Annotated in this window: 18 protein-coding genes; 13 read left to right on the top strand and 5 right to left on the bottom strand. The window is 41.2% G+C overall.

The window, feature by feature from the left end:
• Positions 1-80 precede the first annotated feature (80 nt).
• Together pyrE and ACYZZR_RS12295 are read left to right on the top strand one after the other, a co-directional pair.
• Entirely contained in the window at positions 81-731 is a 651-nt protein-coding gene (pyrE, locus tag ACYZZR_RS12300) for an orotate phosphoribosyltransferase (RefSeq protein WP_461534310.1), read from the top strand.
• Positions 732-761: 30 nt separating this feature from the next.
• The gene (locus ACYZZR_RS12295) at positions 762-1,154 is read left to right on the top strand and encodes an SRPBCC family protein (protein ID WP_461534309.1); all 393 of its coding nucleotides are present in this window, start codon (positions 762-764) and stop codon (positions 1,152-1,154) included.
• Positions 1,155-1,214: 60 nt separating this feature from the next.
• Here ACYZZR_RS12295 and ACYZZR_RS12290 read toward each other — a convergent pair whose 3' ends face one another.
• Positions 1,215-1,949, bottom strand: a complete 735-nt coding sequence (locus ACYZZR_RS12290; RefSeq protein WP_461534308.1) for a biotin--[acetyl-CoA-carboxylase] ligase — start codon at positions 1,947-1,949, stop codon at positions 1,215-1,217.
• Between the two features lie 169 nt (positions 1,950-2,118).
• Between ACYZZR_RS12290 and rsfS the strand changes: the two genes are divergently transcribed.
• From rsfS to ACYZZR_RS12260, 6 genes are all read left to right on the top strand, one after another.
• Entirely contained in the window at positions 2,119-2,490 is a 372-nt protein-coding gene (rsfS, locus tag ACYZZR_RS12285) for a ribosome silencing factor (RefSeq protein ID WP_461534307.1), read from the top strand.
• Positions 2,491-2,513: 23 nt separating this feature from the next.
• Positions 2,514-4,472 (top strand): ATP-dependent zinc metalloprotease FtsH, encoded by a 1,959-nt coding sequence (ftsH, locus tag ACYZZR_RS12280; RefSeq protein WP_461534306.1) that lies wholly within the window; start codon positions 2,514-2,516, stop codon positions 4,470-4,472.
• Between the two features lie 202 nt (positions 4,473-4,674).
• Positions 4,675-5,283, top strand: a complete 609-nt coding sequence (locus ACYZZR_RS12275) for an LUD domain-containing protein (RefSeq protein WP_461534305.1) — start codon at positions 4,675-4,677, stop codon at positions 5,281-5,283.
• A gap of 1 nt (position 5,284) precedes the next feature.
• A complete protein-coding gene (locus ACYZZR_RS12270; protein WP_461534304.1) occupies positions 5,285-6,097 on the top strand; it encodes a phosphatidate cytidylyltransferase in 813 nt (270 codons plus the stop codon).
• The gene (locus ACYZZR_RS12265; protein ID WP_461534303.1) at positions 6,087-6,737 is read left to right on the top strand and encodes a phosphatidylserine decarboxylase family protein; all 651 of its coding nucleotides are present in this window, start codon (positions 6,087-6,089) and stop codon (positions 6,735-6,737) included. Before ACYZZR_RS12270 ends, ACYZZR_RS12265 begins: the two co-directional genes overlap by 11 nt.
• Before the next feature lie 20 nt (positions 6,738-6,757).
• Positions 6,758-7,033 (top strand): acyl-CoA-binding protein, encoded by a 276-nt coding sequence (locus tag ACYZZR_RS12260; protein WP_461534302.1) that lies wholly within the window; start codon positions 6,758-6,760, stop codon positions 7,031-7,033.
• 336 nt (positions 7,034-7,369) lie between these two features.
• On the opposite strand, the gene ACYZZR_RS12255 is transcribed toward ACYZZR_RS12260, so the two are convergent.
• Together ACYZZR_RS12255 and ACYZZR_RS12250 are read right to left on the bottom strand one after the other, a co-directional pair.
• On the bottom strand, positions 7,370-8,647 hold the full coding sequence (locus ACYZZR_RS12255; RefSeq protein ID WP_461534301.1) for an OmpA family protein: 1,278 nt from the start codon (positions 8,645-8,647) through the stop codon (positions 7,370-7,372).
• A gap of 260 nt (positions 8,648-8,907) precedes the next feature.
• Complete coding sequence (locus ACYZZR_RS12250; protein WP_461534300.1) at positions 8,908-11,550, bottom strand: valine--tRNA ligase; 2,643 nt, start codon at positions 11,548-11,550, stop codon at positions 8,908-8,910.
• A 264-nt stretch (positions 11,551-11,814) separates the two neighbouring features.
• Here ACYZZR_RS12250 and ACYZZR_RS12245 point away from each other — a divergent pair, with 264 nt between their 5' ends.
• Positions 11,815-12,201, top strand: a complete 387-nt coding sequence (locus ACYZZR_RS12245; RefSeq protein ID WP_461534299.1) for a DUF1573 domain-containing protein — start codon at positions 11,815-11,817, stop codon at positions 12,199-12,201.
• Positions 12,202-12,338: 137 nt separating this feature from the next.
• On the opposite strand, the gene ACYZZR_RS12240 is transcribed toward ACYZZR_RS12245, so the two are convergent.
• On the bottom strand, positions 12,339-12,935 hold the full coding sequence (locus tag ACYZZR_RS12240) for a Crp/Fnr family transcriptional regulator (RefSeq protein WP_461534298.1): 597 nt from the start codon (positions 12,933-12,935) through the stop codon (positions 12,339-12,341).
• Between the two features lie 607 nt (positions 12,936-13,542).
• Positions 13,543-15,315: a 30S ribosomal protein S1 gene (gene rpsA, locus ACYZZR_RS12235; RefSeq protein WP_461534297.1), complete on the bottom strand. Its 1,773-nt coding sequence runs from the start codon at positions 15,313-15,315 to the stop codon at positions 13,543-13,545.
• A gap of 335 nt (positions 15,316-15,650) precedes the next feature.
• On the opposite strand from rpsA, the gene aroB reads away from it, so the two are divergent.
• The 4 genes from aroB to trmD all read left to right on the top strand — a co-directional run bounded on the left by aroB (position 15,651) and on the right by trmD (position 20,530).
• Positions 15,651-16,736, top strand: a complete 1,086-nt coding sequence (gene aroB, locus ACYZZR_RS12230; RefSeq protein ID WP_461534296.1) for a 3-dehydroquinate synthase — start codon at positions 15,651-15,653, stop codon at positions 16,734-16,736.
• Positions 16,737-17,428: 692 nt separating this feature from the next.
• Positions 17,429-18,877 carry a glyceraldehyde-3-phosphate dehydrogenase gene (locus tag ACYZZR_RS12225; protein WP_461534295.1) on the top strand — a complete coding sequence of 483 codons (1,449 nt, stop codon included), beginning with the start codon at positions 17,429-17,431 and terminating at the stop codon, positions 18,875-18,877.
• 329 nt (positions 18,878-19,206) lie between these two features.
• Positions 19,207-19,842: a tRNA (guanine-N1)-methyltransferase gene (locus ACYZZR_RS12220; protein WP_461534294.1), complete on the top strand. Its 636-nt coding sequence runs from the start codon at positions 19,207-19,209 to the stop codon at positions 19,840-19,842.
• Positions 19,843-19,852: 10 nt separating this feature from the next.
• Positions 19,853-20,530 carry a tRNA (guanosine(37)-N1)-methyltransferase TrmD gene (gene trmD / locus ACYZZR_RS12215; protein ID WP_461534293.1) on the top strand — a complete coding sequence of 226 codons (678 nt, stop codon included), beginning with the start codon at positions 19,853-19,855 and terminating at the stop codon, positions 20,528-20,530.
• Positions 20,531-20,669 lie beyond the last annotated feature (139 nt).

Raw genomic sequence — 20,669 nt, 5'->3', positions numbered from 1 at the left:
TTTATGTTTTAACTCTTTCGTAATTATATTTGTCAAAACAATTGGATGGTCATTTACAAAAACTTCATACATTTGTCACTATGGTTTTAGACAAAAATACCGCTAAGAAAACAGCAGAACTTTTATTGCAAATTAATGCAATAAAATTGAATCCGAAAAATCCTTTTACTTGGGCTTCCGGTTGGAAATCACCCATTTATTGCGACAATAGAATTGCGCTGTCTTATCCTCCTATCCGAAACTTTATCAGAGAGCAGATTGCTAAGCAAATCGAGCAACACTACGGTAAGCCAGACGTAATTGCTGGTGTTGCTACCGGAGCTATTGGCATCGGAGTTCTCGTAGCCGAATACCTCGGATTGCCCTTCGTATATGTACGACCGGAACCCAAAAAACACGGCAGACAGAACCAGATAGAGGGATATATGGAACACGGACAAAGTGTTATTGTTGTAGAAGACCTTATCAGTACTGGAAATAGCAGTCTAAAGGCTGTAGAAGCCCTAAAGAGCAAGGGCGCAAAAATCAAAGGTATGTTGGCTATTTTTTCCTATGGTTTTGAGGTGGCCGACAAAAATTTTGAGGCACAGGAAGTAACACTACACACCCTGAGCAACTACGACCACTTGCTAGAGCAGGCACTGGAAACCAATTATATCGGTCAAGACGAGCTGGAAACCTTAAAACAGTGGAGAAACAATCCCGCTATATGGAGTCCTGAAACAGTGTAAACCCAAACTGAATATTAATAGCCATAACAAATGCAAATCACGAGTCCTACGACAACTGTCGACAAATCGCAAGAAGAGATGTTTCACCTTTTGAGTGATGTGAGGAATTTTGAAAAACTGATGCCCGACAGCACCAGTATGTTTGAGATTAAATCTGAAGACACCTTTACATTTGCCTTAAAAGGAATGCCTCAGATTAGCTTGACGATAAATGAAAAACAGGAATTCGATCGCATTGTCATGGGAGCGGCAGACAGCAAAATTTCCTTTAGCCTTACCGCAAATATCAATCAGCTTGCCGCTAAGCAAAGTGAAGTTCAGCTCGTTTTTGAAGGAGAATTTAACGCCATGATGGGCATGATGATAAAGGGTCCTATCACTAATTTCATAGGTACCTTAATCGACAATATGAAAAGGCTCTGAGGTAAGGTTAAATCTGACTTGGGTTGCTACAAAACTCAAGGCTATCATTGATTTTCAGGTCTAATACATCAATTTCACCTCTTTCAGATCGCATTCCCGAATTACCTCATCTTCCAGTGCTATAATCAATTTTCCCGCTTCGGAAATTCCTTTTATAAAGCCCATAAAAACAGTGTTGTCTACACAATTGGTAAAGGTAGAAGGTCTGTCTTTCCTAAAGAGGTGTTGTTCGTACTTTTGCTTGAGCAATTCGAATTTCCGATCGACTATCATCTTTTCGCACTGTTTCAATTCAGTTATAATTCCGTTGAGTAGTTCGTCTAGATTGTAGTGTATACCCGTAATCGATTTCAGAGATCCGGCTGAGGGCAACGCCTCAAAGCCGGTTTGGTTTACATTGAGCCCTATACCGACTATTGCCGCACTGAGTTTGTCACCTTTAATCACACTTTCTATCAATATTCCGCATATCTTCTGATGGGCTGACAAAATGTCGTTAGGCCATTTTATTTTTAATTGCGGAATGCCAAACTTATTCAAGGCTTGTAATACGGCCAGAGAAACGGCCATACTCAAAAAGAACACTTCTTCGCGATGAAGACAGTTTATCTTTTTATACACGCTAAATGTCAAGTTCTTACCTGGAACTGAGACCCATGCAGTCCCCATCTGTCCGCGACCTTTCGTCTGCTTGTGAGCCACCACCACGGTATAATCGTCTGGGTCTCCCGAAATACTCAACGACCTCAAATAAGAGTTTGTAGAGTCAATGGCATCAAGTTTGATAATATGCATACAGAATATAAATGTTCTGTTAAATAGAATAGTTAAAGAAACAAAAAAGTAATAACTTTGCGTAAATTGTACGTAATATGCTTCTGATTGTAAAAATGTACTGTAATTCCGGACTGTTCCGGAAAAATGGGGAGCAGACCGAAGCGCAAATTTAAACATGTGAAAATTAATGACAAAAAAGAATAACAGTGCAGACCAACTTATTGCTATAGTTTTAAAAGGAATAGAAGATGTTAAGGGAAAAGATATAGATATTCTCGATTTACGCGATATCGAAAATACGGTCTGCGACTATTTTATTATCTGCAACGGTACTTCCAACACTCATGTGAACGCTATTGTCAACTCCATCCAGAAAACTGTTAGTAAGGAACTCAAAGACAAACCATGGCATATAGAAGGCACGGATAATGCTGAATGGGTTTTAATGGATTACATCAATATCGTTGTACACGTGTTTCAAAAGCACATCAGAGAATACTATGATATCGAAGGACTTTGGGGTGATGCCAAGGTAACTTCCATACCAACAGATTATTAAAATTACAGACAAATCACATTTGAATGACAAAAGAAAATCAAAATAATAACAAGAAACCGAGGTTCAGTTCGTACTGGATTTACGTCGTCATATTATTCATTATTCTAGGGGTCAACTTTTTCTCCGGAAGTGGTTTTGGAGGCAGCGTAAAAACGACCTCTCCTTCTCAGTTACAGGAATTTATAAAAAACGGTGATGTAGATAAAATCCTGGTCTATTCCAACACGAGGCACGCCAGGGTATTCCTTACCGAAGAGGCTTTGAAAAAGGAGGTGCACAAAGATGTCACAGATCATTCGATTCTGCCGTCTGCGGCTTCTGTCCCTCAATACGATGTAAAGTTTGGTGATCTCAAAAACTTTGAAGACGACATCAAGAAAAATATTGAAGAAAACAATTTATCTGAACAAACTAAAGTACTCTTTGAGCAGGAAGGGAGTCCGTGGAGCGACATCCTTATCTCTCTACTCCCCTTTATTCTCATCATCGGTATATGGATTTTCCTGATGCGCAGAATGGCCGGCGGTGGTGCTGGCGGTGCTGGAGGACAAATCTTCAATATCGGAAAGTCGAGAGCAAGGTTGTTTGACGAAAAGACGGAGACCAAAGTCACTTTCAAAGATGTGGCAGGACTAGAAGGTGCTAAAGAAGAGGTTCAAGAAATCGTAGAATTCCTGAAAAATCCTGAAAAATACACCTCTCTCGGAGGGAAAATACCCAAAGGTGCCCTACTTGTCGGTTCGCCTGGTACGGGAAAAACCCTGTTGGCCAAGGCAGTAGCGGGAGAAGCCAAAGTGCCATTCTTCTCACTTTCGGGTTCCGATTTTGTGGAGATGTTTGTAGGTGTAGGTGCTTCGAGAGTTCGAGACTTGTTTAAGCAGGCAAAAGACAAATCACCATCTATCATATTTATCGATGAAATAGATGCCATAGGAAGGGCTCGTGGGAAAAACAATTTTACGGGATCTAATGACGAGAGAGAAAACACCTTAAACCAATTACTGACAGAAATGGACGGCTTTGGCACTAATACCAATGTCATCGTATTAGCCGCCACCAACAGAGCTGATGTACTCGATAAAGCCTTGATGCGGGCGGGACGCTTTGACCGACAAATTTTTGTAGACCTGCCAGACATACGCGAGCGTAAAGAGATTTTCCAAGTGCACCTAAGGCCTATAAAAACTTCTGAAGAACTAGATCTCGATTTTCTCGCGAGACAAACTCCGGGATTTTCGGGGGCAGATATAGCCAATGTATGTAATGAAGCTGCTCTCATAGCTGCCCGAAATGGTAAAAAAGCGGTAGACAAACAAGATTTTCTCGATGCAGTAGACCGTATCATTGGAGGACTGGAAAAGAAAAACAAAATAATAACTGCCGAAGAGAAAAAGACCATTGCCTATCACGAAGCAGGTCATGCCACAGTGAGCTGGATGTTAGAACACGCAGCCCCTCTGGTAAAAGTGACCATAGTGCCTAGAGGACAATCCCTCGGAGCTGCCTGGTATTTACCTGAAGAGCGACTTATTGTTCGCACCGAACAAATGTTGGACGAAATGTGTGCCGCTCTTGGAGGAAGAGCTGCCGAAAAGGTAATGTTCAACAAAATCTCTACCGGTGCGCTTAGCGATCTCGAAAAAGTGACCAAACAGGCTAGAGCCATGGTTACCATATACGGATTGAATGAAAAAATAGGAAACCTCACCTATTACGACTCAAGCGGACAAAATGAATACGGCTTTACCAAACCGTATAGCGAAGAAACCGCTATCGTAATAGACAAGGAGATTTCTAATATTGTTGAAATTCAATACGCAAGAGCTATAGATTTACTTTCAAAACACAAGGACAAACTTATAGAGTTGGCCGAACATCTGTTGGAAAAAGAGGTTATTTTTAAAGACGACCTCGAACGGATTTTTGGCAAGAGACCTTTTGAAAAAGAAACCGAAGAGGAAGAGGAGATAACTGAGCAATAAATAGTGGTTATTGGGTTAGTAGGTTATTGAGTTAATAATGAATTAATGGTTAATGAGGTATTGTGGTTCAATAAGCTGCATGGGTGCTAATAACTAAATAATATTATTTAACTTTACAGTACAGTCGTTGGCACTCCTATTATAGAACCGACAATAAGCGATAGTGCAATAATAATATCCATTTTTTTTCGTTGAATACTGAATGAAGCTGTTTAAAAAGATTTTGGACTATATAAACAAACCTCGAGACGGGGAAGATTCTATCGAGGAAAGAGGAAAGTTTATGCCCGATCTCGAGCTTCCTGTCGATGAAAGATTTACTATAAATTTTAAAAAGAACGGAGGGAAGTTTATCTATTGCGATTCCATAGATGAAATCTACGATAGCTTTAGTAATATTTTACTGGAAAACAATTGGAAGGGAGAACATTTTTTTTGCATCAACAACAATCTCAGACAGCGTTTTGAGACATTAGGAGGGCGGTTTTCCTCAAAGTTACAAGACAGTACAGCTTTTATAAGCACCTGCGAAAACCTCGTAGCCGACAATGGAGCTATTTTGGTTAGTTCTAATCAGATAGGTGAGTTAAAACTTAAAGATCTTCCAGACAACCTCATTATCTTTGCTACTACAAGTCAGCTCGTAAATACTATTGGCGAAGGACTTCGCGGGATAAAAAATAAAAACAAAGATCATATCCCAACCAATATTACTACCATAAAACATTTTAACACCCAAGGAGAAAAGGACTTTCTTACCTACGGAAGTAATTCAAAAAACCTATATTTGCTACTTCTCGAAGATTTGTAGAATGAAAGACATTTTTGCGCGTTCCATCACAGGCATTCTCTATGTTTTCCTACTCTTATCCGCTGTCTTTTTAAGCAGTCACGCTTTCAATTTTCTCTTTTTGTCTTTCGGATTAGTATGCATCTACGAATTCAAAAAACTTATCAAACTCAGACACTACTATATTTTTATTGCCTTTCTATTTCTGTGGTGGTTGTTTGTCCATCTCGTACAACAACAAGTTGCTGTATACATCTTATTAGCTGCTACCCTTGCAGTAAATCTGCTGCTTATAGTCATCCTCTTTTCCGGTAGTCAGTTAAAAAAACTCTCGCAGTGGCACAAATTCCTCCTCGCCTTACTGTATATAGGTGGTGGATGTATTTTCCTGACGATGGTTCCCTATCAAAATAAAGACATTTTTTTTGCCAAATATGTTATAATAGGTATTTTTATACTGATTTGGGTTAACGACACTTTTGCCTACCTAGTGGGGAGAAGCATAGGTCGTGTCAAACTGTTTCCGAGTATATCTCCCAAAAAGACAGTAGAAGGCTTTATTGGAGGATGTATTTTTACGGTTTTAGGCGCTTATATCATTTCGAATTACAACAGCAATATGAATACCCTTCAATGGATTATTATGGCGTTAATCGTAGTTATTACTGGCAGTATTGGAGACCTTGTAGAATCTAAGTTTAAGAGAATGGCCGGTGTTAAAGACAGCGGTGCCATACTTCCAGGACACGGGGGATTGCTAGACCGGCTAGACAGCCTTATCTTTATGGCTCCTTTTGTATATCTGACCATTCAACTTTTTAATTATGTTTCATAAAGAAGGACACCGTATTATACTCACAGCTTTTTTTATCACTACAATTGTAGTATTGGGTGCTGAGTATCTCATTGCAACCAAATGGATCGGATTGTCTATACAAATAGTCACTATTGTTTTCTTTGTACTTATCATACAATTTTTCAGAAACCCCAAGCGTAAAACACCGCTTAACGACCACCATATCATAGCTCCGGTAGATGGTAAGGTTGTGGTTATAGAAGAAGTTGAAGAAAAAGAGTACTTCAACGAAAAGCGACTCCAAATCTCTATTTTTATGTCTCCTATAAATGTTCATGTTACCCGATATGCTCTTGGAGGCGATGTAGTGTACAGTAAATACCACCCTGGCAAGTATTTAGTAGCTTGGCACCCCAAGTCGTCTGAAGACAACGAACGCACCTCTGTGGTCGTTAAAAATTCTGTTTGGGGAGAGGTGATGTACAAGCAAATTGCAGGAGCTATGGCCAGACGTATTGTAAACTATGCCAAACCGGGTGATAGAGCCGTACAGGGAACTGATGCAGGTTTTATCAAGTTCGGATCTAGAGTAGATCTCCTACTACCCTTAGACGCCGATGTAAAGGTCAAACTCAATCAACATGTCAAAGGAGGTATAAACGTTATAGCTGAAAGATAACAACCACTACAATTTTCACAATGAATACCAAGGAAATGAATGACGATCTGGACAAGGCCTTTGAAGACGCTGTAGAGCTCGTCAATAATTACACTGACCCCTTACCGGCAGATTTTCTGCTACGCCTTTACGCCTATTACAAAATAGCCAATAAAAACTACGACAATCCAGGAAGTAGAAAACCACTCATCAACGCCTTTAAAGCCAATGCGCTTTTCCAGGCCAGAAATGTTTCGGAAAGAGAGGCTAAGGAAAAATACATCGCCCTCGTCACTGCCCATTTCAACAAATCCTAGTTTCGCAAAATACGGCTAGCTTTCACTATCTCCTTTACTTCAAAAATCTTTTTTGAACAAATACTACTCCACCCTCCCAAGCTAATAACGCTATTCCACTTCAAGCCTTACTACTTCGATTTTAAACGCTAACAACCACCAAGAATCGCCGGCTTGCAAACCAAAGTAATTGGTTGAAAACTGGCAAGCCCCTGCAAGATTGTAGGAAATTCGTGTTGCATAAATAAAGCTTTAATAGCCACAAACAAAAAAAGATCCCTGGAATAAACTCCAAGGATCTTTTGATATTAGATTTTCGATTTTATTGAGACACTAATTTTGCCTACTCAGCATCGATTATTTCAATTTGAAAGTCACGCGTCTTACGATCTGACGAGCATTTGCAGATTCTTTATCTACACTGCTGTCAACACCTTGACCGCTATAAGACAATCTAGACTCATCAACTCCAGAAGATACCAGTATATCGTATACTGCTTTAGCTCTTCTTTCAGACAGTGTAGTATTGTATTCGTTGTCTCCACCTATCTCGTCAGAATATCCGAGCAGTTCAGCCTGAGCTGAAGGATTCTCGTTCATATACTTAACCAAGTAGTTGATAGCGTCGAATGAGTACACTGCAGGTTTGCTGCTGTTGAATCCAAAGTATACGTTTACGTATCCGTTTTCGATCAATTTCTTAACAGGATCTCCTCCGGTATCAAGACCGTCAAGACTTTCTTTAGAAGCATATCTCATATCAAGAGCTCCTTCTAGATCATCTGGCACTCCGTTTTCATTCAGATCGTTAGCTTTACCGAATCTGTCAACAGAAACTCCTGTAGGAGTATTTGGCTCTTGATCTAGGTAATCTGGAATACCATCGCGGTCTGTATCTTGAAGCATTCCCTCGATATCGTCTACACGTGTAGCGAGGTTGTTAAGAGCATCGTTCTCTCTGAGATACCAATCTGCGTGGTGTTGAGCTTTTCCAAGGTAGAATGTAAGACCTAAGGAAGCAGTCATCATCATTCCGTTAAACCCGCGAACATTGGTTTTGTTCATACCGTCGAAAGTACGATCTTGAAGGGCGTGCCCTATACCTGTAACATCGGCAGTAAGAGCTACGTGATTCCCCAATCTAACTTGTGCAGTAAGACCAGCCATAATGTTTGCCATTGCGTCATTATCGTCAGAGATAGGTCCTTGATCAGGGCTCAATGAAGAATATCCAACACCGGCATGTCCTAAAAGGTTGAAAGTTTTAGTCCACGTTTCCCAGTTCATAATTCTTCCCAAGTTAGCTACCCCCTGCAAGTCGAACCTGTAATATTTACTTTCGAAATCCAGGGAATTTTTACCTCCTTCGAATTTATCGTATCCGAAGTCCAGTTTCAAACCAAATTTTTCGTTAAGCATATAACGAACACCCAGGTCGAGGTGAAGAAAATCGGGAGTGTTAGAATAATACCCTCCAGCCAACGGACGAAGTGGCTTATTGACACCTCCATTCACTTCAATAGACCACTTGTTAAAGTTTGGTCCAGGAACTTCAGCTGTAGTATTCATCTCCTGCGCAGTAATGCCAGTAGCAAATAACCCTACAAACAGTGATGTGTACATTAACTTTTTCATAATCATAATCAAGTGTTTAGTAATAAATTTCTTAAATGATTGTTTCCTAAAATATACAAATGCTAACGCGAATGTAATACAGATTTCTCTAAACTTAATAACTTTTTTAATCTTTTTTTAGTATCTCACTTTACAAAAAAAGGCTTTTTTTTTACAAAAAACAAACAAACTCCTAAAAACCAGCTAGTTAAAAACAACTATACCTGTATAAGCTCTTCTCAATTAAAATAACCGGCAGTATAAAAAAAGAGAGAAAAAGATTACTTCTCTTGTAGATTGGCCAAGCTATCTCTTATTGTTTCAATTTTAGCCAAGGCATCCGCTTCCTTCTGTTTCTCTATCGCCACCACCTTTTCGGGGGCGTTATTCACAAAGCGTTCGTTGGCCAATTTACCTCTTACAGATTTGAGAAAACCTTCTACATAAATCAATTCTTCCTGAAGTTTTTCTATTTCTGCTTCCACATCTACAGCACTGCTCAACGGTATAAAATACTCTTGGGCTCCAACTCTAAACGACGCACTTCCGGCAGTCTTTTCCTGAGCCTCTCCTATTGTTGAAATATTGCCCAACTTTCGAACAACATCTGCCAATTCACTATCTAAATCACTCTTCAATCCAACGGTATACAATTCCAATGAATCTTTAAAAGGAATGCTTTTTTCTTTGCGCACTGTTCGTATACCTGAAATCACCTCGGCTGCAAGCGAAAATCCTTCCAGCAAATTCTCATCTAAATCGGCGTATTCTGGCCAACGTGCTACAACCAGAGCTTCTTCAACTCTTCTCTCTTCGACATGCTGCCATATTTCCTCTGTCAGGAACGGCATAAAGGGATGCAATATTCTGAGGTTATCTTCAAAAATTTCAATTACCTTTTGGTAGGTCTCTTTGTTTATTGGACTTCCGTATGCGGGTTTAACCATTTCGAGAAACCAGGAACAAAAATCCTCCCACACCAGTTTGTAAGTAGCCATAAGGGCATCCGATATTCTGTATTTACTGAAATGATCCTCAATTTCGGCAAGGGTTTGAGCAAATTTTGATCGGTACCATTTTACGGCGACTTCAGACACGGGAGTCTTCGCCTCGGTTTCCGATACTTCCCATCCTTTTACCAATCTAAAAGCATTCCATATTTTGTTGGCAAAACCCTTTCCTTGCTGACACAGTGCCTCGTCAAAAAGAAGATCGTTACCTGCAGCTGCACTCAACAACAATCCTACCCTAACTCCATCGGCTCCATAATCTGAAATAAGCTTGAGTGCATCTGGAGAATTCCCCAGAGATTTTGACATTTTTCTCCTTTGACTATCTCTTACCAGTCCGGTGAGATAAACATTGGTAAAGGGTTTTTCGTCGCGATATTCATAACCCGACATTACCATACGAGCCACCCAGAAAAACAATATATCTGGTCCGGTTACCAAATCGTTGGTCGGGTAGTAATACTTCACCTCCTTATTCTCGGGTTCTAATATTCCTCCAAACACGCTTATCGGCCAAAGCCAAGAAGAAAACCAAGTGTCGAGCACATCCGGATCTTGACGCAAATCGGAAAGCGACATCGTACTATTCCCGGTTTTTTCACGAGCGAGAATCAAGGCCTCACTGGCCGATTCTGCCACTACAAAATCTTCTTTGCCTTCCCCGTAATAATATGCAGGAACCTGTTGTCCCCACCACAACTGTCTCGAAATATTCCAATCTCGAATATTCTCCATCCAGTGACGATAGGTATTTTCAAATTTTTTCGGAAACAGACGAACTTCTTCATCTTCCAACACTGCCTTCAGAGCCGGTTTGGCCAGCTCTTCCATTTTGAGAAACCACTGATCAGAAAGACGGGGTTCTATCACCGCTTTAGTCCTTTCAGAAGTCCCCACCTTGTTCAGGTGTTTTTCCGTTTTCAGCAGATATCCTTTCTCTTCCAATTCTCGCGCTATCTCCTTGCGCACAACAAAGCGGTCTTTTCCTTCGTAATGCAAACCATAGGCATTCAAGCTTCCGTCATCATTGAGTATATCGATAACTTCCAAATTGTGCTTGTCTCCCAGGTTTTTGTCATTTACATCATGCGCCGGAGTTACCTTCAGACAACCTGTACCAAACTCCATATCTACGTACTCATCGAAGATAATAGGTATTACGCGATTACAAATAGGCACAACAACCTTCTTTCCTTTCAAATGAGCATATCGTTCGTCGTGTGGATTTATACAGATCGCTGTATCTCCCAATATAGTTTCCGGGCGGGTGGTCGCGATGACTATTTTCTCGTCTTCTCCTTCTATGGGATACGAAACATAGTACAACAAACCTTGTCGTTCTTCGTGTATTACCTCTTCGTCAGACAAAGTGGTTTTGGCTTCAGGATCCCAGTTTACCATTCTGTAGCCTCGATATATCAACCCCTTGTTGTACAAATCGACAAAAACTTTTATCACCGATGCCGACATATCGTCGTCCATCGTAAACTTCGTCCTATCCCAATCGCATGAAGCTCCGAGCTTTTTCAGTTGTTCCAATATAATTCCTCCGTGCTCTCTGGTCCAATCCCATGCGTGTTCCAAAAATTCTTCACGGGAGAGATCGTTCTTCGATATTCCCCTTTCCTTCAGTCTTGCCACTACTTTGGCCTCGGTGGCTATAGATGCGTGATCTGTACCTGGCACCCAACAGGCATTATATCCTTTTAAACGCGCGCGGCGAATCAAAACATCCTGTATGGTATTGTTGAGCATATGTCCCATATGGAGTACACCGGTAACATTGGGTGGAGGAATCACTATAGTATAAGGCTTCCGATGATCCGGTTCGGAACGAAAATACTCGTTTTCCAACCAGTAGGTGTACCACTTCTCTTCTATTTTTGAAGATTCGTATTTTGATGGAATATTCATTGTGGAACGATTTTTGTCTTTAGTGCTGCAAAAGTAGTTATATCTGTAGGATTATAAAAGCGACAAAAACAAAGAAAACAAAAGGGGTGTTCCAATTGGTGTAATTGCCAAAAATCACATATTTTTTTTGGTGTATTCACCTTTAGTAAATTGGATTATAATTTTGCGGAAGTAGAAAAAGTAGTTACCTTTAGCCCCTATTTTAAACGTTCTTAGTTAAAATAATCAGACGGTCTGTATGCAGGCTGCCACAAATTAAAACACATGAAAAAATTAGCAATTTTTCTGTTTATCAGTACGTTGACTCTATCCGTGCACGCTCAGGAAAAAGTAGCAAAAATTGATTTTAAAGAGGACACCATAGATTACGGTGAAATCGAACAGGGTAGCAACGGAGTTCGCGTTTTTGAATTCACCAATACAGGTGACGCTCCCTTGGTTATCTCTAATGTAACCAGCTCTTGCGGTTGTACTGTTCCTAAATGGACATCTGATCCGGTAAAACCCGGTGCCAAAGGTAGTATTGAGGTAAAGTACGACACCAATAGAGTAGGTCCCATCAGAAAGACAGTCAATGTGACCTCCAATGCAGAAACTGCAACCGTAGCTCTTAAAATCAAAGGAAAAGTTATTGAGAAGGGTGCAAAATAGCTATCAGCTTAAATAATTATTACGGGCAGTTGTAGTCGCTACAGCTGCCCGTTTTCTTTTCATCTATTCTCACCTCCCAAAAAACTAGTGAAAGAACTGCTTTCACTTCAGTTTCCCACCCAAGGGCAATCCCTATATCAGCGATACATTTTTCGATTTACAAATCGCAACTCTCCTTTTTGTTCCAAAGATTTCCCGGCTCGTATCACGGTTTCCACTCTCAAACCGGTAAGATCGGCTATTTGTTGTCGCGTGAGATCTACCCTATAAGAAAATGGGTCCTCTAAATGATACACATACTGTTTCAAATAGTCTAGCAACCTCAATATTCGGTGTTCTGCCTCTTGTCCTGAAAGTTCATTGGCCATGATAGCCTTGTAATACAACCTCCCTGCCATAGCTCGGGTAACCTTAAAATGCGCATCAGAATGCGTTTCCAAAAGTCTGTAGAGTCCGGCGCGAGAAAGGCGGTATATGCGGCAGTCGGTCAGTGCTTCTGCGTTGGCTGGGTAACTGATATCGACAAACAAAGGGGGCTCGCCAAAACTTTCGCCCTCAGAAAACAGCCCTTGTATAAACTCTTTCCCCTCTTCGGTAAAATTATTCATCTTAACCTGCCCCGAAAGAATCTGAAAATAATTACTGGCACTCTGTTTTTCGTAAAAGATAATATCACCCTTGTCATAACAGATGAGCTCCGCTCCAAAATCGATAAGTAAATCGGGATCTATCATAACTTTATATAAAATATTCTGGTTTCTCTTCTACTGGTAATATTCAAAGATGGAAAATCAAATCCGGATATCATACAATATTCGTCATCTTTTTTCAATCAAAGCGGCATTGTGCTGCAAACTCAAAGATATTAAGAAAACCCAGTTCTTATGACCTAGGTCATAAAATCAACCTAGTGCAACGCCTAATTTTATACCGGTTCTAATATCTTTAAAATTATTGCTATGTCTTATTACCAAAAATTGTTCAATGCTTTCGAAAAGTCGTTTTATATGTCCATAACAGCTGGTATACTTATATCGAGCTGTTTGGGTGGCATTACTGCTATGATTGTGTTGTCGAAAGGATTTAGTACGACAGAAATGATTCAATTATTTCTGATTACTTGCGTTTGTATGGGATACAACACTGCTGTGCTTGCAGGTCTAAAACCGAAAACCACTTTTCACATATTGCTGACTAGTGTTTTTATCAACCTATCCGTAATATTGTTCAGTACCCTGACATAATGAGACTACTCGAATAACTACTTTTCTTTTAAACACAAAAACCTGGCAAATCATTGCGATTCGCCAGGTTTTTGTCTACTTATTATGAACAAAAAAACTATTTGCTTTCCTTATCCATCTTCTCTTTGAGTTCTGCTAAGGCATCGAGATCGCCAAGTGTGGTTTTCTCTACAGCGTTATTGTTATTTGCTGCCTTGATATTTCTCTCTTCTTGTTCTTTAAAGATGGCGGTATGAGAAGCCACTACTCTTTTGAATTCTTTGTTAAACTCAATAACTTTGAATTCTGCAGTTTCTCCTTTTTTCAATTTCTTACCGTCTTCTTTTTCCATGTGACGTGAAGGAACAAAAGCTACGATATCGTCGTTCAGGTTTATAGTTGCACCTTTGTCGACAATCTCGTCAACTTCGGTAGTGTGTACAGTACCTACTCCAAATTCGCTTTCGTATTTGTCCCAAGGATTTTCTGTAGTCTGTTTGTGACCCAGACTCAGTTTGCGTCCTTCTACATCCAATTCCAGAACCTCTACCTCGAGTTTATCGCCAACAGCTACAAACTCAGATGGGTGTTTTATTTTCTTGGTCCAAGAAAGGTCGGAGATATAAATCAGTCCGTCAATTCCTTCTTCCAATTCTACAAACACACCGAAATTGGTAAAGTTACGTACGATTCCTTCGTGTTTAGACCCAACAGGATATTTGCTAGTGATATCGGTCCACGGATCGGGTGTGAGTTGTTTGATACCGAGAGACATTTTGCGATCTTCTCTATCGAGAGTAAGCACAACAGCCTCTACCTCATCTCCTACAGAGACAAAGTCTTGAGCAGAACGCAGGTGAGTAGACCAAGACATTTCCGAAACGTGGATAAGTCCTTCAACACCTTCGGCTACTTCGATAAAGGCACCGTAATCGGCTATAACCACTACTCTACCTTTTACCTTATCTCCAATCTTGATTTCATCGCTAAGCGCTTCCCATGGATGCTTTTGAAGCTGCTTCAGACCCAGTTGTATTCTCGATTTATTATCGTCGAAATCGAGGATTACCACATTCAGTTTATGATCCAGTTCAACAACTTCACTCGGGTGATTGATACGACTCCATGAAAGGTCGGTAATGTGGATAAGTCCGTCTACACCTCCGAGGTCGATAAACACCCCGTATGAAGTAATATTTTTGACCACTCCTTCGAGTACCTGTCCTTTTTCGAGTTGGCTGATAATCTCTTTTTTCTGTTCTTCGATATCCGCTTCGATCAGTGCTTTGTGTGAAACCACGACGTTTTTGAATTCGTGATTGATTTTAACCACTTTGAATTCCATGGTTTTGCTCACGTACTGATCGTAATCTCTAATAGGTTTTACATCGATCTGAGATCCTGGAAGGAAGGCTTCGATACCGAATACATCTACAATCATACCTCCTTTAGTTCTACACTTCACAAAACCGTTTACGATCTCGCCATTGTCGTAAGCTGCATTTACTCTATCCCAAGCTTTTATCGTACGCGCCTTTCTGTGAGAAAGTACAAGCTGCCCGCTCTTGTCCTCGCGAACATCGATAAGAACTTCTACCTTGTCTCCTACTTTCAGATTGGGATTGTAACGAAATTCGTTGAGAGAAATAACACCTTCAGACTTGGCGTTGATGTCGATGATAGCTTCTCTGTCGGTAAGGTGTACTACCTCTCCTTCTACCACTTCCTCATCGGCAGTGTCTACGAAGTTATCTTCTACGAGCTTCTCAAACTCCTTGAGTTTGTCGTCTTCAACCTTTTCAATACCTTCTTCGTAGTTGTGCCAGTCGAAGTTTGCTAAAAATTCTTCAGGACTCTGAACATCCTGAGCTGTTTTTGTTGTGTCAGCCATTGCTGAGTTAAATTTGTATTCCGAATCCACACAAGAGGCTAGGCTTGTGAATGCGAAAGAAATTAATAATGAGATTAAAATATCCTTTTCCCTCTTACTTCGCCCAAAAAGGAGTGCAAAATTACAATTATATTTTTGATTTTCAAAAGCTTGAATTCTTTTTGTTTAAAACAAAATACAAAGCTCGAGTACAAGTCGGATAAAACCCTGATTCTCGCTCTTCCAAAACCGCTTATTTTGTCGATACTCACACATAGCCGCAATTTTGTCATAAGACTTAAAATTCAAACATTATTTAATACCTTTACACCCTATTCTTTTGCAAAACCACACCTATGTTAGCACCAATTTCATGCAACGGTTATTCCATCTACTTCAACGAAGACGGTTACGAACAGCTAAATCACTATATTCAGCAGCGAAATCCGTCGCGTATATTTATACTGACGGACGAAAACACCAACGAACACTGCATTCCTGCGTTTATGGGAAAAATGCCTGCCGATTTTAATGCAGAAATCATCGAAATAGAAGCTGGCGAAATCCACAAGACTATCGCCACTTGTAACGAGGTGTGGCAGGTGCTGTCAGAACTTGGAGCCGACAGAAAAAGTCTGCTTATAAACCTCGGTGGTGGAGTTGTTACCGACCTGGGAGGCTTTGTAGCTTCGACCTTTATGAGAGGGATTGATTTTGTAAATGTTCCCACCTCGCTTCTGGCTATGGTTGATGCCTCGGTAGGTGGAAAAACTGGAGTCGACCTCGGTCCACTCAAAAACCAAGTGGGGGTTATCAATGTTCCTGGAATACTGATTGTCGATACTTCCATGCTCACAACCCTACCCTTCGACGAGATGCGAAGCGGACTCGCAGAAATGCTCAAACACGGGCTGATACAGGACGAAAATTACTGGGCAGCATTTCGCGATCTTTCAGCCCTAGATATCAGTGATTTAGACAAGCTCATTCGCGACTCCATCATCATCAAGAACAACATCGTGGTGCAAGATCCTCGTGAAGCGGGATTGCGAAAGTCGCTCAACTTTGGGCATACCCTGGGGCACGCCATAGAGTCTTATTTCCTTCAGGCTCCGGAAAAAATGACTTTGCTCCACGGAGAAGCCATCGCTATTGGCATGATATTGGAAACCTGGCTATCGGTTCAAACTCAACAATTTCCCGAAGAAAAACTGGAAGACATTACCCGAGTCATCCTCTCCTACTTCCCTAAAGTTGTCATTGAACAAAAAGATATAGCTCCTATTCTCTCTTATCTTAAATACGACAAAAAAAATACGCACGGTCACATCAATTTCCTATTGCTCAAAGACATAGGCACCCCGGTGATCGACGCACGTGCAGACGACGACCTACTCGTTCAATCTTTTGCATACTACAACGAGCAATCACAAAAAGCTTAAGTCACAGTTCTCAATACTCCCGGCCACGGCCGGGACACCCCATCACCAAGTCTCCTCACCTCCATATCTCCTCATCACCAACTCTCCCCATCTCCGAGTCTCCCCATCTCCAAGTCTCCCCATAACCGCGTCTCCTCACCTCCATATCTCCGCGTCTCAAACTAAACCTTTCCTTCATTTTGTCTTGATACAAAACGAAGCAAAAAATCAAGAAGCCTTTAAGGAAATTTCCCCGGCACACCGGGGAACCAGCTGAATTCCCGCTTCATGCTCTCTTCGCTATCGCGAACGCAATTCCGCGGGAATTCAACTTATTTCTGGAAAGGCTTCGAACTTGGGAAATATCGGAATGCCAGCGCTAGAAAACGAAAAGATGAAAATGCAGAAAAACGAAAACACGAAAAACCACCAAGAACCTACAAACCATCTAAACCTGAGATCCCTTTCTCCTTAGGCGGACAGGCCGGTGGTCGGATGACACCGCACATCCCCTCTTCTCCTTTTCACCAAATCTCCTCATCACCAACTCTCCCCATCACCAAATCTCCTCTCAAATCTTTATATTCAAAAAACCTTTACGAAAACGTTTGAAATCCATATTTTTGCCGAAATTTTAATACTAAACTTCTATTCGGCACAGTTGTAAAAAGGAATAACCTAACTGTGTCGATAGGAACAAAAACACAACACAAATGAGTTTTACAGAAACCTACGAAAAGGAACTGGCTTTCCAGGCCGACCGCCGCAGAGCCTCGGTTGAATTCATCAAGACCATCAGTGACCTTTGGTACGACAACTCGGTAGAACTGGTCCTCTTCCGAAATCAGCTCATCGACCGAAGTGTCAGTGAGATTATCAACCTGCACGAATACGCTGGAGCTTTTGTAGAAAAACCCATTTCTATATTCGACACTGTGGAGATCGCTCGGATCATCAAACAGATGAATCTTCCGCCGGCCAAAATAGACATAGGGAAACTCACTTACGAATACCATCTGGAAGAGGCTCAATACAGCAATGCAACAGCTTTTGTTTACGACAAATTGAAAGACGCTCAAAACAGCGAAGAAATACAACCCAGAGATGTAGTGCTCTTTGGTTTTGGACGAATAGGTCGTCTACTAGCTCGTGAGCTTATGACACGTACCGGAAAAGGGAGTCAGCTGCGACTCAGAGCTATCGTCACCAGAGGTAAACCAGATAGTACTACCCTTGAAAAAAGGGCTTCACTACTGCGCAATGACTCTGTACACGGAGACTTTCCAGGCACGGTTTCTGCCGATCCGGAAAACAACTGCCTGCTTGTAAACGGCACTACTGTACACATGATTTCATCAGACGATCCTGAAAAAATGGATTACTCCAAATACGGTATCAACAACGCATTGCTAATAGACAATACAGGAGCCTTTAGAGACAAAGAGCAACTGAGTCGTCACCTCAAAGCAAAAGGAGTAGATAAGGTACTGCTCACAGCTCCTGGAAAAGAAGTGCCCAATATCGTTTACGGTGTAAACCACAATGAATACAGCCCCGATAAACACAAGATTTTTTCTGCCGCTTCTTGTACTACCAACGCCATTACTCCCATACTAAAAGTAATTGAAGACACCCTCGGCATCGCAAAAGGACACGTAGAAACCATACACGCCTATACCAACGACCAAAACCTCGTAGACAATATGCACAACAAATACCGCAGAGGGCGTGCAGCGGCACTCAATATGGTGATTACCGAAACCGGAGCCGGAAAAGCCGTTTCTAAGGCGCTACCTTCTCTGGAGGGAAAACTCACATCAAACGCCATTCGCGTTCCCGTACCCAACGGATCGCTCGCTATACTAAACCTAGAGACTGTAAAAAATACCACTAGAGAGGAGCTCAACACACTTGTAAAAAAATACGCATTGGAAGGTGAATTGGTAGAGCAAATCAAATACTCCCTGAGCAATGAACTGGTATCTTCAGATATCGTAGGAACTTCTGCTCCCTCCATATTTGACAGTCAGGCTACTATAGTATCAGCGGATGGTAAAAGTCAAGTATTATACGTGTGGTACGACAACGAATACGGCTACAGTCAACAAGTAGTACGACTGGCTAAATTCATCGCCAAAGTAAGACGGTACACCTATTATTAATACCTCTTGAGAAATGCTGTTATAAGCTGCATACTCAAATTACTGTAAGAAGACAATGCCTTTTCGCTTGCATTCACATTCAAGAGGAAAGGCATTGCTTTTCTTGCATCCAGTCGAGCTCAAAGCCATATTACGCGATCGGAAAATTTATTTACTTGCACTTTACATACATTTAGACAATTGTACACCAACACTTTGCAAACCCACAATAATCCATATCTTTGCAGTCAGTACAGTGACGAAGGGCTGTTTTTTTCACTCATTACAATAAACGCAGCCTTTACAGCGTTACGGAGCATAATAATAATCATCAACAACTACCGTCTGAAATGAGAATGAAGAACGTTTACCTCATCTGTATCACGCTTGTAATATCGCTGTTTTGCAGCAGGCTGTCGCACGCCCAAACTAACGGTCAAGACAGCCAAAAAAGCAAATTATCCCTCACCGAAGGAGATGTCAACAACCAATTTGAGTTCGTAATACAAAGATCCAACAACTATCAAGAGTACAAAGTCGTTAAAAAAACCTGGCTTTATACGCTTAAAAAAAATACTTTAGATTCTCTGGCACGGGTAGAAAAAGATTTATCGGAAGCAATCGATCTCACAAAATCACAGAATAGCGAAATCGCATCACTCAAAAGTGAACTGGCTCAAAACCAGGAACACCTAAACACCCTTACGAATGAAAAAGACAGCATTTCATTCTTTGGAGCTCTGATCAACAAATCTACTTACAAGGCTACCATGTGGGGTATTGTAGCGCTGCTCACTGTGGTGCTGCTCTTTTTTATCTACAAATTTAGAAACAGTAACATCATCACTCAAAGTGCCAAACAAGCGTTGGAAGAGCTGGAGCAGGAGTATGAAAATCACCGTAAAAAGGCTCTAGAAAGGGAGCAAAAAGTGAGAAGACAGCTCCAAGATGAGATTAACAAACAAAAGATCTCCAAGGCCAAATAACCCCTGCAGTATGCGTATTGATATCATCACTGTGCTTCCTGAATTGCTCAGAAGTCCTTTTGAGGCTTCTATACTCCGAAGGGCAATAGACAAAGGACTAGTTGAAGTACACACCCACAACCTCCGCGACTATGCCGCAGACAACTACAAAACCATAGACGACTACCAGTTTGGAGGTGGAGCAGGTATGGTTATGATGATAGAACCTATAGATCGCTGTATTTCAAAACTGAAAGCAGAAAGAGAATACGACGAAGTGATCTATATGACTCCCGACGGACATACGCTAAACCAGAAAATATCCAATCAGCTCTCGCTAGTAGATAATATCATTATTCTCTGCGGACATTACAAAGGGGTAGATCAAAGGGTGAGAGACCAGTTTATCACCCGCGAGATCTCTATAGGCGACTATGTCCTTTCCGGAGGAGAACTGGGAGCAGCCGTACTGTGTGACTCCATCATCAGACTTATCCCTGGCGTTCTCAACGACGAAACCTCCGCTTTGACCGATTCTTTCCAAGACAATTTGCTAGCCCCCCCAGTATACACCAGACCTGCGGAATATAAAGGTTGGAAAGTGCCAGAAGTATTGCTAAGTGGCAATTTTCCAGAAATTGAAAAATGGAGGGAAGAACAAGCCTATTTGCGCACCCGAGAAAGACGACCCGATCTGTTAGACGAATAATGACTACGCCTGAAATAGGTTGCCCTTTTTCGCAAGATAATACAACATGAAAAAATCAGGAACCCGACGAGTTTTTGACTTGGATTTAAAATTAAGTTTGGTAAGTCAGATTGAAAAGGGAGAATTAAAAGTATCAGAG

Source organism: Sinomicrobium sp. (assembly GCA_029266035.1).
In the GTDB taxonomy this organism is placed as follows: domain Bacteria; phylum Bacteroidota; class Bacteroidia; order Flavobacteriales; family Flavobacteriaceae; genus Sinomicrobium.
Note: the sequence above shows the minus strand (reverse complement) of the source record. Positions and strands in the feature narration are given on the sequence as shown.

Coding starts and splice junctions, on each gene's coding strand:
- ACYZZR_RS12290 (WP_461534308.1), bottom strand. CDS start 1,949: ATGCATATTATCAAACTTGATGCCATTGACTCTACAAACTCTTATTTG.
- ACYZZR_RS12275 (WP_461534305.1), top strand. CDS start 4,675: ATGAAGCTGTTTAAAAAGATTTTGGACTATATAAACAAACCTCGAGAC.
- aroB (WP_461534296.1), top strand. CDS start 15,651: ATGTTAGCACCAATTTCATGCAACGGTTATTCCATCTACTTCAACGAA.
- ACYZZR_RS12265 (WP_461534303.1), top strand. CDS start 6,087: ATGTTTCATAAAGAAGGACACCGTATTATACTCACAGCTTTTTTTATC.
- rsfS (WP_461534307.1), top strand. CDS start 2,119: ATGACAAAAAAGAATAACAGTGCAGACCAACTTATTGCTATAGTTTTA.
- trmD (WP_461534293.1), top strand. CDS start 19,853: ATGCGTATTGATATCATCACTGTGCTTCCTGAATTGCTCAGAAGTCCT.
- ACYZZR_RS12255 (WP_461534301.1), bottom strand. CDS start 8,647: ATGAAAAAGTTAATGTACACATCACTGTTTGTAGGGTTATTTGCTACT.
- pyrE (WP_461534310.1), top strand. CDS start 81: ATGGTTTTAGACAAAAATACCGCTAAGAAAACAGCAGAACTTTTATTG.
- ACYZZR_RS12225 (WP_461534295.1), top strand. CDS start 17,429: ATGAGTTTTACAGAAACCTACGAAAAGGAACTGGCTTTCCAGGCCGAC.
- ACYZZR_RS12270 (WP_461534304.1), top strand. CDS start 5,285: ATGAAAGACATTTTTGCGCGTTCCATCACAGGCATTCTCTATGTTTTC.
- ACYZZR_RS12295 (WP_461534309.1), top strand. CDS start 762: ATGCAAATCACGAGTCCTACGACAACTGTCGACAAATCGCAAGAAGAG.
- rpsA (WP_461534297.1), bottom strand. CDS start 15,315: ATGGCTGACACAACAAAAACAGCTCAGGATGTTCAGAGTCCTGAAGAA.
- ACYZZR_RS12220 (WP_461534294.1), top strand. CDS start 19,207: ATGAGAATGAAGAACGTTTACCTCATCTGTATCACGCTTGTAATATCG.
- ACYZZR_RS12245 (WP_461534299.1), top strand. CDS start 11,815: ATGAAAAAATTAGCAATTTTTCTGTTTATCAGTACGTTGACTCTATCC.
- ACYZZR_RS12250 (WP_461534300.1), bottom strand. CDS start 11,550: ATGAATATTCCATCAAAATACGAATCTTCAAAAATAGAAGAGAAGTGG.
- ftsH (WP_461534306.1), top strand. CDS start 2,514: ATGACAAAAGAAAATCAAAATAATAACAAGAAACCGAGGTTCAGTTCG.
- ACYZZR_RS12260 (WP_461534302.1), top strand. CDS start 6,758: ATGAATACCAAGGAAATGAATGACGATCTGGACAAGGCCTTTGAAGAC.
- ACYZZR_RS12240 (WP_461534298.1), bottom strand. CDS start 12,935: ATGATAGATCCCGATTTACTTATCGATTTTGGAGCGGAGCTCATCTGT.